Source organism: Streptomyces coeruleorubidus (assembly GCF_028885415.1).
Taxonomy (GTDB): Bacteria; Actinomycetota; Actinomycetes; order Streptomycetales; family Streptomycetaceae; genus Streptomyces; species Streptomyces coeruleorubidus_A.
Genome location: NZ_CP118527.1, coordinates 9,043,122 through 9,055,334, shown reverse-complemented (window position 1 = coordinate 9,055,334; position 12,213 = coordinate 9,043,122). Strand labels below are relative to the sequence as shown.

The window sequence follows — 12,213 nt, the reverse complement described above, 5'->3', positions numbered from 1 at the left end:
GGACACCGTCAACACCCCTGACTCTGGAGTAAGTTCCCTCTCGGCCAGCGCGCACACCTCAACCGCCCACCCTTCGTGTCACGTTCAACAAGTACTCCTTCCTGTTCAGCGGGTTGTGGTCGGTGCGCGGACGCTCGGGAATCGTGCCGTGCATGACTGGCGCATAGTGGTCGAAGGCGCTCTCCAGTTCTCCCTCACCGCGTGTCAGCCCCGGCAGCAGTTGTCCGAGGCCGTGCACCCGGGCCGCCGGCACGGTGCCTTCGAGGACCCAGCGGTCGCCCCGGTTCCGCGTCGTCTCCGGTACGGCCGCGAGCCCGGCAAGGACCGGCAGCAGCGCGCCGAGGGTGTCGGCCGGGGCCTCGATGCGGAAGCGGTGCATCGGCTCGTGGACCCGTGTCCCGGCCCGCCGCAGCGCCTCGACGAGCACCAGCGGGGTGACGCCGCGGAAGTCGGCTCCGGTGCTCGACATGCTCTTGTCGAAGCCCTGGTGGGCGTGGCTCTGCCGGGGTGAGTAGCCGCTGTGGGTCATGGTGACCGTGCAGTCGGTGACCTGCCAGCCGTACAGCCCTTGGTCGAGGGTCTCGCGCACGGTGTCCTCGACGGCCTTGAAGAAGGCGTACGGCATGGAGCCGAGCTCCACCTCCAGGCGGAAGCCGACGCCCGAGCCGACAGGTGCGGGATCGACGCGCAGGCCGACCGTCGCGAGGAAGGGGTTCGCGTCCTTCTTGTTGAACTCCACGGCATGGCCGGTGCCGACGAGCCGTTCGACGCACAGCGGGGTGGTCTCGCGGAAGGTGACGTGGAGACCGTACTCGTCGGCGAGGGTGGCCTGGACGACCTCCTTCTGCACCTCGCCGTAGAGGGAGACGGAGGTCTCCTGCCGGCGTTCGTCGTGGCGCAGGCCGATCAGCGGGTCCTGTTCGGCGAGCTGGGTGAGCGCGAGGTGCAGTGCGCCTCGGTTCACACCGGGCCCCGGGACGACGACCGTCTCCAGGGTGGGCGGGGCGAAGAAGTGCTCGTACGCCTTGCGGGGTTCGCCGATCGCGTCGCCGATCCTGATGTCGGCAAGCCCCCACAGCCGGGCGATCTCCCCGGCGGCGACGGCGTCCGCACGAGTGGCCGTGCCGTGGCCGAAGACGCTGATTCCGGTGATCCGGCCTTCGGCGCCGTCCGCTCCGAAGGGGATCCTGTCGCGGGTGCGCAGGGTGCCGGAGTACATCCGGGCGTAGGCGACCTTCTCCCCCGCCGGGCCCCGCTCGACCTTGAACACGGTGCCGGAGACCGGCCCGTCCGCGTCCCCGTCGGCGGCCGGCAGCAGTTCCTCGATGCCGGACAGGAGCGCGTCCACGCCCGCGCCCGTGGCGGCGGAGCCGAAGTAGACCGGGTGGGCCAGGGCCTCCCGGGTCTGCGCGACGAGGGACCTGCGCAGGAGGGCGTCCGTGACGGTGCCCTCGACGTAGGCGGACAGCAGGGTGTCGTCGTGGTCGGCCAGGACGTCGAGAGCGGCGGCCGGGCCGGGCCCCGGGACGAAGCGGGCCGCGCGCGTGCCGAGGCCGGTGGCGGTTCCCATCGGCACGATCGCGGGTGTCAGGCGGGCCGCGACCGCCCGCAGCACCTCCTCGTCCCGCGCCCCGCGCCGGTCGATCTTGTTGACGAACAGCAGGGTCGGGATGCGCAGCCGCTGGAGGGTCCGCATCAGCACCCGCGTCTGCGCCTGCACCCCTTCGACGGCGGAGATCACGAGGACGGCGCCGTCCAGCACGCCGAGCACGCGCTCCACCTCGGCGATGAAGTCCGGGTGACCGGGTGTGTCGATGAGGTTGACCGTCACACCGTCGAGCGGGAACGAGACGACGGCGGACTTGATGGTGATGCCACGCCGCCGCTCCAGCGCGAGGGTGTCGGTACGGGTGTTCCCGTCGTCGACGCGGCCGATCTCGTCGATCACCCCGGCCGAATGGAGCAGCCGCTCCGTCAGGCTGGTCTTACCTGCGTCGACATGGGCGAGAATTCCAAGGTTGAGCAACTGCACGAAGCGTCATGTCCTTCGAAGAGAGAGCCGTTCCTGTCTGGGGGGACATGGACGCAGGGCGCATCTGGGACTCCTCGGGACTCGGTGACGTCGTCGACCCGTGCAGTGCAGCAGACCGGCCCGGTGGGCCACAACGGAATTAACCGCCGGTTGGGTACCCGGTGGGCTGTGTGGAAGGAGCCGGTCGTGCGTGACATCCTCCCGGTGCTCGGCCGCTGGTACGCGGCCCGGCTCCCGTTCGGCCTCGCGACGGTCGTCGAGGTCAGCCGCAGCGCGCCGCGCGACCCGGGCGCGGCGATGGCGGTGGGGCCGGACGAGGAGGTCGTGGGCAGTGTGTCCGGGGGCTGTGTCGAGGGTGCGGTGTTCGAGCTCGCGCAGGAGGTCGTGGCGAGCGGCGAGGCCCGGCTGGAGACCTTCGGCTACAGCGACGAGGACTCCTTCGCCGTCGGCCTGACCTGCGGCGGTGAGATCACGCTGCTCGTGCGTCCCGTCACGCCCGAGCTGGATCCGGCCTTCGGCGAGGTCGTGGACTGCGTCGCATCCGGAGAGCCGGTGACCGTGGCGACGGTGACCGACGGCCCGGCGCCGCGCGGGGCGACGCTCGTGGTCCGGCCGGACCGGGTGTCGGGCACGCTGGGCGCGAGCGGCCTGGACGCGGCCGTCACCGCCGACGCGCGCGGCGAGCTCGCTCTCGGTGCCACCGGCCTGCGGCACTACGGGCCCGAGGGGCAGCGCCGCGAGGACTCCGTCAGCGTGTTCCTGCAGTCCTTCGCACCGCCGCCGCGGATGCTGGTCTTCGGCGCGATCGACTACGCGGCGGCCGTCGCCCGCATCGGGGACTTCCTCGGCTACCGGGTCACGGTCTGTGACGCCCGCCCCGTCTTCGCCACGCCCCGGCGCTTCCCCGCGGGCGTCGAGGTGGTCGCCGAGTGGCCGCACCGCTACCTGCGGGAGACGGACACCGACGAGCGGACGGTCGTCTGCGTCCTCACGCACGACCCCAAGTTCGACGTGCCGCTGCTCCAGGAGGCACTGCGCCGGCCCGCCGCCTACATCGGGGCGATGGGCAGCCGCAGTACCCACGCCGACCGGGCGAAGCGGCTGGCCGAGGCCGGGCTCACCGAGCGGGAGCTGTCCCGGCTGCGCTCACCGGTCGGTCTCGACCTCGGGGCTCGTACGCCCGAGGAGGTGGCGGTGTCGGTCGCGGCCGAGATCGTGGCGCTGCGGTGGGGCGGTACCGGCGCACCGCTGACCCTGACCGAGGGAGCGGTGCATCCGCCCCGTCGACGGTGAGTCAGGCGCCGGGCCGACGGCCCCAGGCCGAGATCATCGGTGAGGTGGCGAGGTCCAGGCGCCCCGCCTCCACGTTGGCGAGGTGCCGCTCGATCTCCTCGTCCGTGGCGAGACCCTCGGCCACGAGCTGGTCCCGCACCTGCCGGACGGTGGCCGCCTCCAGGACGTCGCACGCGGGCGAGGTGACCGGGAAGTAGGCGTCGGCCTCGACGTCGGCGAGGCCGGCCTCGCGCAGCAGCCGCGGCAGCCTGCGTCCGTAGGCCAGGTCGGCACCCCGCTGCCGCAGCAGCCGGCGGAAGCCGGTGCGGAGCCGGTTGGCCAGCTCCTGCTCGGGGCCGTACTCGTCGGGGCAGATCAGCGGCTGGAGCGCGGGATCGGCGTCCTCGACGAGCAACCAGCCGCCGGGGCGCAACGCCTGGACCATGGTGCGCAGCGCGGCGTCGCGCTCGGCCACGTGGACCAGGACGAGGCGGGCGTGGACCAGGTCGAAGGGCCCGGCCGGGGGCTCGTCGCGGCCGACGTCGTGGCGGAGCACCTCGACTCCGTCGGTGGCGGCCGCCTCGGTCCAGGAGACGTCGATGTCGGTGGCGAGCACGCGCCCGCGCGGCCCGACGCGCTCGCGGAGCCACGCGGCGACGCTCGGCCCGCCGGCCCCGACCTCCCAGCACCGCCACGCCTCGGCGACACCGACCGTCTCGAAGTGCCGGAACGTCGAGTCGTCGAAGAGGGCGGCCAGCGCGTCGAAGCGCGTACCGGCCTCGACCTGCCGGTTGTCCAGGAGGTATCCCTCGTCCCGCGCCATGCGCCGATCATGTCATGGCGGTTTCTGCAGCGGCTGGACAGGTCCTAGCTGGGTGTGCGGGGCGGCAGCCGGTGCAGTTCCACGTCGGTGAGACGGCCGTCGGCGACGGTGGCGGTCATGTACGTGCAGTGGGGCCGGCGGCGGCGGTCCGTCGGGGAACCCGGGTTGAGCAGGCGCAAGCCGGTGGAGGCCGTGGTGTCCCAGGGGATGTGGCTGTGACCGAAGACCAGCACATCGAGGTCGGGGAAGCGGGCGGCGCAGCGCTTCTCGCGGCCCTGGGCGGGGCCCGTCTCGTGGATCACGCCGAAGCGCAGCCCGCCCAGTTCCACGGACGCCACCTCGGGCAGCCGGGCGCGCAGGTCCGGTCCGTCGTTGTTGCCGTACACGGCGACGAGCCTGCGGCAGCGGCCCTCCAGCAGGTCGAGGGTGGCCGTGTCGACCCAGTCCCCGGCGTGGAACACGACGTCGGCGTGCGGGAGTTCGGCCAGCAGGGGGGCCGGCAGGACCTTGGCCCGCTTGGGCAGGTGAGTATCGGACATGAAAAGCAGGCGCACCTTCTCACCCTAGAGGCTTCCGGTCGCCCCGCCCGGGAACCCGATCGGTCTTCAAACAGACAGACCGCGCAGCTCAGTTGCCCCGTGGCCGGAGATGATCACGGGCCGGTCTCGAAAGGTGGGGCGACATCGCCGACCGGGTTAGCATCGGGCAACGCGCAGTACAACAGGACGTCTACGGCAAGCGACCCGAAGGGGCCCGGAAACCCGATGCCGGTCAAGGTCAGCGTCATCATCCCCGTCTACAACCCGGGGATCTACATCGAGGACTGCATCGCCTCGCTCCAGAGGCAGTCGCTGCCTCCCGACGAGTACGAGGTGATCTTCGTCGACGACGGCTCGACCGACGAGACACCGGCCCGGCTCGACGCGCTCGCCGCCGAGGACCCCCGGATGAAGGTCATCCACCAGGAGAACTCCGGCTGGTCGGGCAAGCCCCGCAACGTCGGCATCGAGGCCTCCAGCGGCGAGTTCGTCATGTTCGTCGACAACGACGACTACCTGGGCGACGAGGCCCTGGAGCGGATGTACGACTACGGCGTGGCCAACGGCGCCGATGTCGTCGTGGGCAAGATGGCCGGCAAGGGCCGCGGGGTGCCGGTGGAGCTGTTCCGCCGCAACCACCCGCGCGCCACCGTCGAGAACGCCCCGCTCATCGACAGCCTCACCCCGCACAAGATGTTCCGCCGCGCCTTCCTGGACCGCATCGGCCTGCGCTTCCCCGAGGGCAGACGGCGCCTGGAGGACCACGTCTTCATCGCCGAGGCGTATCTGCGCGCGGAGAACGTCTCCGTGCTCAGCGACTACGTCTGCTACTACCACCTCCGGCGGGACGACAGCTCCAACGCCGGCTTCGAGCGCTTCGATCCGGTCGGCTACTTCAAGAACCTGCGTGAGGCCCTCGACGTCGTCGAGCGGTACACCGAGCCCGGACCGGTACGCGACAAGCTCTTCCGGCGCTGGCTGCGCGTGGAGATGGTCGAGCGGCTGCGGGCCCGGCGCCTGCTGAAGCTGCCCGACGACTACCGCAGGGAGCTGTTCGCCGAGATCCACGAGGTCGTCGTCGAGCGGTTCGGTCCCGGCGTCGCGGCCGGGCTCCAGCCGACGCAGCAGGTCGTCGCGGCGCTGACCACGGCCGACCGGTACGACGACGTCGTGTCCTTCGCCCGCTGGGAGGCCGGTGTCGCACCCAAGGCCGCCCCCGGCCGCGTGGAGTGGCGGGACGGCTGCCTCAGCGTCGGCTTCACGGCCGAGTACACGTCCGGCGGCGAGCCGATGACCTTCCCGGCCGACGCCGAGGCGACGCCGCTGAACGACGCGCCCAAGGACGTCACGGAAGCGGTGGAGTGGGTGGCCTCGCAGACCGCCGCGCGCTTCGGCCAGGCCACCGCGGACCTGCTGCTGCGGGAGCGGTCCAGTGCCGCGCAGTACTTCCAGCCCGTGCGGTTCACCCGCGAGACGGTGCCGGTCGGGGACGGCGGGGAGGTCCGGCTGGTGCTGCGGGCGACCGCCACCGTCGATCCGGCCGACCTGCCGAAGGACGGCGTCTGGGACGCGCTCGTCCGGGTCAAGCTGGGCGGCTGGACCAAGGAATGCCGGCTGGGCCCGGCCCCGCGGGAGAGCCGGCCCACGCCGGGCGTGGGGATGGTCGGAGGCCGTCCGGCGCTGCCGTACTGGACGGAGCCGCACGGCAACCTCTCCCTGGAGCTCGGCGTGCGGGGCAAGCGGCTCGGGCTTGGCCGTGTGCGGCAGTCCGACGTCACCGTCTCCGGCGACCGTGTCCGTGCGCTGCTTGCGCTGTACGTCCCCGGCGACACCGAGGTGCGGCTGCGGTTCGTCTCCGCCCAGCAGATCTTGGAGGCGCCCGGCACGCTCTTCCCCGCCGCGGACGGGACGGGGGCGGTGCTGGCGGCTGCCCTGCCCGCGGAGAGCCTCTCGGGCGGCGTCTGGCGGGTGGCCCTGTGCCTGGCCCCGGACACCGACCGGCCGCAGTACACCGGGCTGCCGTTCGCGCTGCGTGCGGCGGGCGGGCGTGTGCAGGTGGCGCCGGTGCCGCAGCCCGGCCTGGCCCTACGGGTGGCTCGGCGTGCGCGACGCGTGGTCGGTACCGTGCGTCGGAAGGTTTCCCGTATCAGGATCGGAGGACAGTGACGGCATGCGACCACTGGGGATAGAGGGCGCCTGGGTTCTGGAGCCCAAGGTCTTCCCGGACGAACGGGGAAGCTTCCACGAGTGGTACCGGGGCGCGGAGTTCCGTGAGGCCACGGGCTACGACCTGTCCCTGGCCCAGGCAAACTGCTCGATCTCCCGGCGGGGTGTGCTGCGGGGCGTGCACTTCGCGGATGTGCCGCCCAGCCAGGCCAAGTACGTCACGTGCGTGCGGGGTGCCGTCCTGGACGTGGTGATCGACATCCGCGTCGGCTCCCCCACCTACGGGCAGTGGGAGGCGGTACGGCTCGACGAGGACACCCGGCACGCGGTGTTCCTCGCGGAAGGGCTGGGCCACGCCTTCATGGCCCTGACCGACGATGCGACGGTGGTGTACCTGTGCTCGGCGGGCTACGCCCCCGAACGCGAACACGGCATCCACCCGCTCGATCCGGCCCTGGGCATCGAGTGGCCCGCCGGAATCGAGCCGCTCCTCTCCCCCAAGGACGCACAGGCCCCGACCCTGGCCGAGGCGGAACGCGAGGGCTTGCTGCCATCGTATGAGGCTTGCCTGGCGTATTACGAGGAGCTGCGGGGACGGCAGAGGGACGGCTGACGTCCACGTCTACGGCACACGCCTCGGGGCGTCGCGACCCGGACCGGGCGCGACGCCCCGAGGGTGTCCCGGGACGGGCCGGACGAGAGGCGAGACGCCGGAGGGTGGACCCGGCCGGGCCGGACCGGGCGCGTGCCAGGTTCCCGGCACGCGCTGGAACCCGCCCCGGCCCTGCGGACCCCCCGGCAGAGGACCAGGACGGCCTCGCCCTCGTGCAGCGCGCAGTGCCCGAGGCTGAGCCGGACCGTCCGCGGTGTGTGCGGGGCCGGGCGGCGGGCCGTTCTTGAGACTGGCGCCCGCCGCAGCACGGAGAGGCTCATTTCGCCGACACACCGTGGGGCCGGTCGGCGCGGCGCCCCGACACGCCGTGCGGCCGGGCCGCGCAGCGCACGCGACACGCCGCCGGGCCAGTCCGCGCGGCACCCACATCACGCCGTAGGACCGGCCCGCCCAATGCTCGGACACGCCCCAAGGGCCAGTCCGCGCGACGCACGCCGCACGCCGGAGGCTGCGCGGGCACGGCTGGGCTCGGGGCCCGGGGCCGGCAGCCGGTCGGACGAGGCTGGTTCGGCAGGGCTCACTCCGGCCCTCCAGAGGCGCCGAAGGCCCGGGCGCGCGCAGCGCCCGGGCCCGGATCCGCAAGACGTCGGGAAGGCCGACGGCTCCGGAGGGGTCAGCGGCTGACGCCCACCTGTTCCAAGGCCTTGCGCAGGGGCTCCCAGCCGATGGAGCGGGGCAGGCCGCGGTTGCGGGCCTGGACGAGGGGGCGCCAGAAGCCTGCTTCCACGAGGGCCTCGGGGCGCACCGCACCGGCCCGTTCCAGGATCGCCTCGGGGACCTTCTGCGGGTCGGGAATCTTGTACTCGGCCATGATCTCGTCGTACTTGTCGTGCAGGACCCGGTTGTTCGGGTCGGCGCCGAAGACGACGAGCTGGCCGGTGGGCGCGGTGTCCACCTGGACCGTGACCAGGTCGGGGCGGTAACGCGCCAGCACCTCGGTGATCTTGAAGACGTCGCCGGTCCAGGCGTTGGTGTGCCGGTCCCGGGCCGCCTCGTCGATGCTGCGCGGCAGCATGTCGTCGAGGACGATCACGCTGGACCAGTCCGAGTACTTCTCGACGTTCATGAAGTCGCGCAGTGCGAACTCGAACAGGTGCATGCCGTCGATGAACGACAGGTCCAGCGTCGTTTTGCGCCAGTAGCCGATCGGGCTGCGGCCGCGGCGCAGGTTGCGCAGCGGGTGACGGCCGCCCTTGAGGTGCTGGAGGGGGTTGTCACGGGCGAAGAAGTCGTCGCTGGTGGCCTTCACCAGGTGGACGTCGCACTTCAGCTCCGAGACCACCTTGAAGGCGGGGTCGATCGCGATGCTGGGGACGCGGGACAACGTCAGGCTGCGGCCGTCGTTGACGCCGATCTCCAGGTAGTTGCGATTGGCGCTGACCTTGTGCAGTTCCCGGAGGAACTCATGGCGTTTCACGAAGGGGGACCTTCCTTGCGGATACGGGGCAGTGCTTCGTGCAGGGCGGAGCGCCAGTCGCGCGGCAGGGGCAGGCCGATCTCCTGCCACCGGCGGTGTGCGAGGGCGCTGTACGCCGGGCGGGGCGCGGGCCGGGGGAAGGCCGCGCTGCTGGTGGGGCGCACCCGGTCCGGGTCGGCGCCGATGAGGGAGAACACCTCGCGGGCCAGCTCGTACCAGGTGGCCTCGCCCGAGTTGGTGGCGTGGAAGACGCCGTGCGCGTCGGGGCCGAGCCGTACGCCGAGGTCGGCGATCCGTTCGGCGACGTCCGCGCTCCAGGTGGGCTGCCCGCGCTGGTCGTCGACGACGTCGAGGGTGTCGCGGCGGGCTTCGAGACCGATCATGGTCCGCACGAAGTTAGTGCCGTGGACCCCGTAGAGCCAAGCCGCGCGCACGATCGCGCTCGCCCCGGGCAGTTCCTCCAGCACGGCCCGCTCCCCGGCCAGCTTGGTGCGGCCGTAGGCGGTGCGCGGGCCCGTCGGGTGATCCTCCGGGTAGGGGGTCTCGCGGGCCTCGCCGGAGAAGACGTAGTCCGTGGAGACGTGGATCAGGCGGGCGTCGTGCGCGGCGCAGGCCCGGGCGAGCAGGCGCGGCCCGTCCCCGTTGATCTCCAGGGCGCGGGCCTCGTCGCTCTCGGCGTCGTCCACGGCCGTGTACGCGGCGCAGTTGACGACCAGGTCGGGCCGGTGCTCGCGCACAGCGGTGTCGACGGCCGCGGGCCGGGTGATGTCCAGGGCCGCCCGGTCCAGGCCCACCACGTCCTCGCCACGCCGGGTGAGCTCCTCGGCCACGTCATGGCCGAGCATTCCGCCCGCCCCGGTGACCAGCCACCTCATGCGCGGTCCTGGGCGACGCGCTGCTTCAGGGGCTCCCACCAGGCACGGTTGTCGCGGTACCAGGCGACGGTCTCGGCGAGGCCGGTGGCGAAGTCGTGGCGGGGGCGGTAGCCGAGTTCGTCGCGGGCCTTGGACCAGTCGACGGAGTAGCGCAGGTCGTGGCCCTTGCGGTCCTCGACGTACTCCACCCGGTCCCAGTCCGCGCCGCAGGCCTGAAGGAGCAGGCCGGTGAGTTCCTTGTTGGTGAGCTCGGTGCCGCCGCCGATGTTGTAGACCTCGCCGGGCCTGCCCTTGGTGCGGACGAGGTCGATCCCCTGGCAGTGGTCGTCCACGTGCAGCCAGTCGCGGACGTTGCGGCCCTCGCCGTACAGCGGCACCTTGTGGCCGTCGAGGAGGTTGGTGACGAACAGCGGGATGACCTTCTCGGGGAACTGGTGCGGGCCGTAGTTGTTGGAGCACCGGGTGACGCGCACGTCCAGGCCGTGGGTGCGGTGGTAGGCCAGGGCGAGCAGGTCGGAGGAGGCCTTGGAGGCCGAGTACGGGGAGTTCGGCTGCAGCGGGTGGTCCTCCGGCCACGAGCCGGTCTCGATGGAGCCGTAGACCTCGTCGGTGGAGACGTGCACGAAGGGGCCCACGCCGTGTCGCAGGGCGGCGTCCAGCAGGGTCTGGGTGCCCAGCACGTTGGTGCGGACGAAGTCGGCCGCGCCGGTGATCGAGCGGTCCACATGGGACTCGGCCGCGAAGTGCACGACCTGGTCCGCGTCGGCCATGAGCTTGTCGACCAGTTCGGCGTCGCAGATGTCGCCCTGCACGAACTCCAGTCTGGGATGGCCGAGTTCGAGGTTGTCGAGGGTGCCGGCGTAGGTGAGCTTGTCCAGCACGGTGATGCGCGGCGCGTCGGGCGCGTCCGAGGCGAGAGTTGCGCGGACGTAGCGGGAGCCGATGAACCCGGCTGCGCCGGTGACGAGGAGGTTCATGAAGTGATCTGCACCTTGCTGTGGTCTCCGAGGACGAAGCGGTGGGCGCTGGGGACGCTGGGGGCCGGCGTCACCTCGACGTGCCGGCCTATCAGCGAGGCCTCGATCCGGCCGACGCCCTGGATCGAGGAGTCCCGCAGCACGATGGAGAACTCCAGTTCACTGTCGGTGATCCGGCAGTTCTCCGCGATGGAGGTGAAGGGACCCACGTAGGAGTTGCTGATGACGGTTCCGGAACCGATGACGGCGGGGCCGACGATGCGGGAGTTGACGATCCGCGCGCCCTCCTCCACCACCACGCGACCGATGGTCTCCGACGCGGTGTCCACGTCGCCGTCGATCCGGCGGTCCATGCCCTCGAGAACCATGCGGTTCACCTCGAGCATGTCGCCGACGTTGCCGGTGTCCTTCCAGTAGCCCGTGATGACCGTGGAGCGCACGTCGGCGCGGGAGTCGATCAGGTGCTGGATGGCGTGGGTGATCTCCAGTTCGCCGCGCCAGGAGGGTTCGATGGCGCGTACCGCTTCGTGGATCAGGGGTGTGAACAGGTAGACGCCGACCAGGGCCAGATCGCTCTTGGGCTGGTCGGGTTTCTCCTCCAGGCCGATGACCTGGCCGGAGGGGTCGAGTTCGGCGACGCCGAAGGCGCGTGGGTCGGCCACGCGCGTGAGCAGGATCTGGGCGTCGGGCCGGTTGCCGCGGAACTCGTCGACGAGTCCGCTGATGCCGCCGACGATGAAGTTGTCGCCGAGGTACATCACGAAGTCGTCGTCGCCCAGGTAGTCCCGGGCGATCAGTACCGCGTGGGCCAGCCCCAGGGGCCGTTCCTGGGGGATGTAGGTGACCTTCAGGCCGAACTGCGACCCGTCGCCCACCGCTTCCTCGATCTCCGCGGCCGTGTCCCCGACGATCATTCCCACGTCGGTGATGCCGGCCTCGGCGATCGACTCCAACCCATAGAAAAGCACGGCCTTGTTGGCCACTGGCACCAGTTGTTTGGCCGACGTGTGTGTGATCGGCCTCAGTCTTGTTCCTGCGCCGCCGGACAGCACGAGAGCCTTCATTCGGTTCACCATAGTCGTGATCCGGCGGATGTGAACATCACTTCTTTGGGTTGTCGATGCGCGCAGTTACCCGGATCGTCACCGCGCGGCCTCCTGGGGAGCGGTCAGTCCTCGCCCCTGACGATGTTCCAGTCCGGCTCGGAGCGCGCGGTTCGGGTGGTGGCCCGGTGCTCCACGGCGGGGAGGCAGGTCCGCAGCGCGGCCTTCTCGCGCAGGCGGCGTGCCTTCGACCAGCCGGTTTCGGGCCGACGGACGACGGGCTTGTCACTGGTGTCCATGGAGGTCACGACTCATCATCTTCCTTCTGCATCCGCTGCCGTTCGAGTCCCCATGAACAAACCGAACAAACACGGGCCGTGACGTCTCGGCCGGGTG

At 71.5% G+C, this 12,213-nt stretch carries 11 protein-coding genes; 3 read left to right on the top strand and 8 right to left on the bottom strand.

Features of this window, described 5'->3' with window-relative positions; genetic code table 11:
- Nucleotides 1-58: 58 nt before the first annotated feature.
- The gene (locus tag PV963_RS41620; RefSeq protein ID WP_274821619.1) at nucleotides 59-2,032 is read right to left on the bottom strand and encodes an elongation factor G; all 1,974 of its coding nucleotides are present in this window, start codon (nucleotides 2,030-2,032) and stop codon (nucleotides 59-61) included.
- A 186-nt stretch (nucleotides 2,033-2,218) separates the two neighbouring features.
- On the opposite strand from PV963_RS41620, the gene PV963_RS41615 reads away from it, so the two are divergent.
- Nucleotides 2,219-3,325, top strand: coding sequence for an XdhC family protein (locus PV963_RS41615; protein ID WP_274821618.1), 1,107 nt, complete (start codon nucleotides 2,219-2,221; stop codon nucleotides 3,323-3,325).
- Between the two features lies 1 nt (nucleotide 3,326).
- On the opposite strand, the gene PV963_RS41610 is transcribed toward PV963_RS41615, so the two are convergent.
- Nucleotides 3,327-4,127 (bottom strand): class I SAM-dependent methyltransferase, encoded by an 801-nt coding sequence (locus tag PV963_RS41610; protein ID WP_274821617.1) that lies wholly within the window; start codon nucleotides 4,125-4,127, stop codon nucleotides 3,327-3,329.
- 44 nt (nucleotides 4,128-4,171) lie between these two features.
- Nucleotides 4,172-4,681: a metallophosphoesterase family protein gene (locus tag PV963_RS41605; protein WP_274821616.1), complete on the bottom strand. Its 510-nt coding sequence runs from the start codon at nucleotides 4,679-4,681 to the stop codon at nucleotides 4,172-4,174.
- A gap of 210 nt (nucleotides 4,682-4,891) precedes the next feature.
- On the opposite strand from PV963_RS41605, the gene PV963_RS41600 reads away from it, so the two are divergent.
- Together PV963_RS41600 and rfbC are read left to right on the top strand one after the other, a co-directional pair.
- Complete coding sequence (locus PV963_RS41600) at nucleotides 4,892-6,832, top strand: glycosyltransferase family 2 protein (protein WP_274821615.1); 1,941 nt, start codon at nucleotides 4,892-4,894, stop codon at nucleotides 6,830-6,832.
- A 4-nt stretch (nucleotides 6,833-6,836) separates the two neighbouring features.
- Nucleotides 6,837-7,445: a dTDP-4-dehydrorhamnose 3,5-epimerase gene (gene rfbC / locus PV963_RS41595; protein ID WP_274821614.1), complete on the top strand. Its 609-nt coding sequence runs from the start codon at nucleotides 6,837-6,839 to the stop codon at nucleotides 7,443-7,445.
- 673 nt (nucleotides 7,446-8,118) lie between these two features.
- Here the strand turns inward: rfbC and PV963_RS41590 are convergent.
- The 5 genes from PV963_RS41590 to PV963_RS41570 all read right to left on the bottom strand — a co-directional run bounded on the left by PV963_RS41590 (nucleotide 8,119) and on the right by PV963_RS41570 (nucleotide 12,125).
- The gene (locus tag PV963_RS41590; protein ID WP_274821613.1) at nucleotides 8,119-8,922 is read right to left on the bottom strand and encodes a class I SAM-dependent methyltransferase; all 804 of its coding nucleotides are present in this window, start codon (nucleotides 8,920-8,922) and stop codon (nucleotides 8,119-8,121) included.
- Nucleotides 8,919-9,797: a dTDP-4-dehydrorhamnose reductase gene (rfbD, locus tag PV963_RS41585; protein WP_274821612.1), complete on the bottom strand. Its 879-nt coding sequence runs from the start codon at nucleotides 9,795-9,797 to the stop codon at nucleotides 8,919-8,921. The genes PV963_RS41590 and rfbD overlap by 4 nt, the downstream gene beginning before the upstream one ends.
- Entirely contained in the window at nucleotides 9,794-10,774 is a 981-nt protein-coding gene (gene rfbB, locus PV963_RS41580; protein ID WP_274821611.1) for a dTDP-glucose 4,6-dehydratase, read from the bottom strand. Before rfbB ends, rfbD begins: the two co-directional genes overlap by 4 nt.
- A complete protein-coding gene (locus tag PV963_RS41575; RefSeq protein WP_274821610.1) occupies nucleotides 10,771-11,838 on the bottom strand; it encodes a glucose-1-phosphate thymidylyltransferase in 1,068 nt (355 codons plus the stop codon). Before PV963_RS41575 ends, rfbB begins: the two co-directional genes overlap by 4 nt.
- Nucleotides 11,839-11,942: 104 nt before the next feature.
- On the bottom strand, nucleotides 11,943-12,125 hold the full coding sequence (locus PV963_RS41570) for a hypothetical protein (RefSeq protein WP_274822319.1): 183 nt from the start codon (nucleotides 12,123-12,125) through the stop codon (nucleotides 11,943-11,945).
- Between the last annotated feature and the right edge of the window lie 88 nt (nucleotides 12,126-12,213).

Excerpts from the sequence above, each read along its gene's own strand:
- rfbB (WP_274821611.1), bottom strand. The coding sequence starts at position 10,774 with ATGAACCTCCTCGTCACCGGCGCAGCCGGGTTCATCGGCTCCCGCTAC.
- PV963_RS41575 (WP_274821610.1), bottom strand. The coding sequence starts at position 11,838 with ATGAAGGCTCTCGTGCTGTCCGGCGGCGCAGGAACAAGACTGAGGCCG.
- rfbC (WP_274821614.1), top strand. The coding sequence starts at position 6,837 with ATGCGACCACTGGGGATAGAGGGCGCCTGGGTTCTGGAGCCCAAGGTC.
- PV963_RS41610 (WP_274821617.1), bottom strand. The coding sequence starts at position 4,127 with ATGGCGCGGGACGAGGGATACCTCCTGGACAACCGGCAGGTCGAGGCC.
- PV963_RS41600 (WP_274821615.1), top strand. The coding sequence starts at position 4,892 with ATGCCGGTCAAGGTCAGCGTCATCATCCCCGTCTACAACCCGGGGATC.
- rfbD (WP_274821612.1), bottom strand. The coding sequence starts at position 9,797 with ATGAGGTGGCTGGTCACCGGGGCGGGCGGAATGCTCGGCCATGACGTG.